The sequence below is a fragment of the Serratia sp. (in: enterobacteria) genome (assembly GCF_051654945.1).
In the GTDB taxonomy this organism is placed as follows: domain Bacteria; phylum Pseudomonadota; class Gammaproteobacteria; order Enterobacterales; family Enterobacteriaceae; genus Chania.
The window spans coordinates 1-1274 of sequence record NZ_JBOFZA010000071.1 but is presented as its reverse complement, the minus strand read 5'-3'; the positions used below and the strand labels follow the sequence as shown (position 1 = coordinate 1274).

The window sequence follows — 1274 nt, the reverse complement described above, 5'->3', positions numbered from 1 at the left end:
GATATAGCAATGAGTATCAAAAGTGAACGTCGATGGAAATTATTTTCGGCCATCGTCTTATTCGTCCTGGCTGTCTTGATTTTCGTGTTAGCAAGTCAGCCATAACGGTGGCGATACCATTATGCCCGCAAGACCCATGTTGGACATGGGTCGTCCCGCTGAGTGAGAAAACCGTGAAATTAGCCGGAAAAATATCATGGGCAACAATACTGAACCGCCCCGGGTTTCTTGACACATGTTAAGTCCGGGAACTCAGGCTGCCAGATCCTTGTTCACCCGGGAAGCATAATACGCTTGCTCTGCGTCAACTGGTGGCACAACCGCTCTTTGGCGAGAATCGATTTCTTTCGCTGGCGTTTTCTGTGACTTCTTGATGAAAACCCGGAGCAGGATGATAGTATTGCCTTTGTGGATTTCGCCGGGCGAAGACGATATTGGCGGGCATTGAGTTAGCCCACATAATACGCAAAGGATAGCGTCATCATCCCGCTGGTGACGGATTGTCACCGGCAGAACCGTTTTATCTGTTAGCTGCCTAAAAAACGGCAACGCTACTGTTGCTGTTGCTGTTGCTGTTGCTGTTGCTGTTGCTGTTGCTGTTGCTGTTGCTGTTGCTGTTGCTGTTGCTGTTGCTGTTGCTGTTGCTGTTGCTGTTGCTGTTGCTGTTGCTGTTGCTGTTAGCACGATAGAGCCCTGAAGGTCACCTCAACAGCACAAAAAAGCTAAATGATGTTTTTATTAAAAGTCGGCAGGGGGTCGATACGCCCGCTCACCACCTGCACCTACCTGGTACTCAGGACACCGGCACCCGCGCCCGCCCCTCCTTCCAGGCGCGGACAGCATTCACATTCCCACTCTCCCTCATCAGACGGAGGGCTGGAACACCCTTGACCTCCGCCTGCAGCAGCCCGACACGTTGATCTATCGACAACTGTGCTTTCGCCACCCCCTCCAGCCAGGCGCAGATGGCGTCTACATGCCCGTCCTGCATCGCCAGAATGAGCGCCGGAACACCATCAGAACTGACCGCACGCAACAGTTCAGTACGCGCCTGCGGACTCGCCACCTGCTTTAGCCCCTCCAGCCAGGCGCGGACGGCTTCCGCATGCCCGTTCTGCATCGCCATATGGAGCGCCGGCACGCCATCAGAACGAACAGCCCGCAGCAGTTCAGCACGCGCCAGCGGACTCTCCACCTGTTTCAGCCCCTCCAGCCAGGCGCGGATGGCGTCTACATGCCCGTCCTGCATCGCCATATGGAGCGCCGGCACGCCA

The 1274-nt window shown here is 55.2% G+C and carries 2 protein-coding genes and 2 pseudogenes; 2 read left to right on the top strand and 2 right to left on the bottom strand.

The features are described 5' to 3' along the window. Positions 1–272 precede the first annotated feature (272 nt). A pseudogene (locus tag ACRDCA_RS10475) lies at positions 273–411 on the bottom strand (type II toxin-antitoxin system RelE/ParE family toxin); the annotation flags it as partial. Positions 412–413: 2 nt separating this feature from the next. Here ACRDCA_RS10475 and ACRDCA_RS10470 point away from each other — a divergent pair. Both ACRDCA_RS10470 and ACRDCA_RS10465 read left to right on the top strand, forming a co-directional pair. After that, positions 414–539: pseudogene (locus ACRDCA_RS10470) on the top strand (IS6 family transposase); the annotation flags it as partial. 18 nt (positions 540–557) lie between these two features. Then, the gene (locus ACRDCA_RS10465; RefSeq protein ID WP_438689449.1) at positions 558–689 is read left to right on the top strand and encodes a hypothetical protein; all 132 of its coding nucleotides are present in this window, start codon (positions 558–560) and stop codon (positions 687–689) included. A 104-nt stretch (positions 690–793) separates the two neighbouring features. On the opposite strand, the gene ACRDCA_RS10460 is transcribed toward ACRDCA_RS10465, so the two are convergent. Beyond that, on the bottom strand, positions 794–1274 hold a 481-nt coding region (locus ACRDCA_RS10460), incomplete at its 5' end, for an ankyrin repeat domain-containing protein (RefSeq protein WP_438689448.1).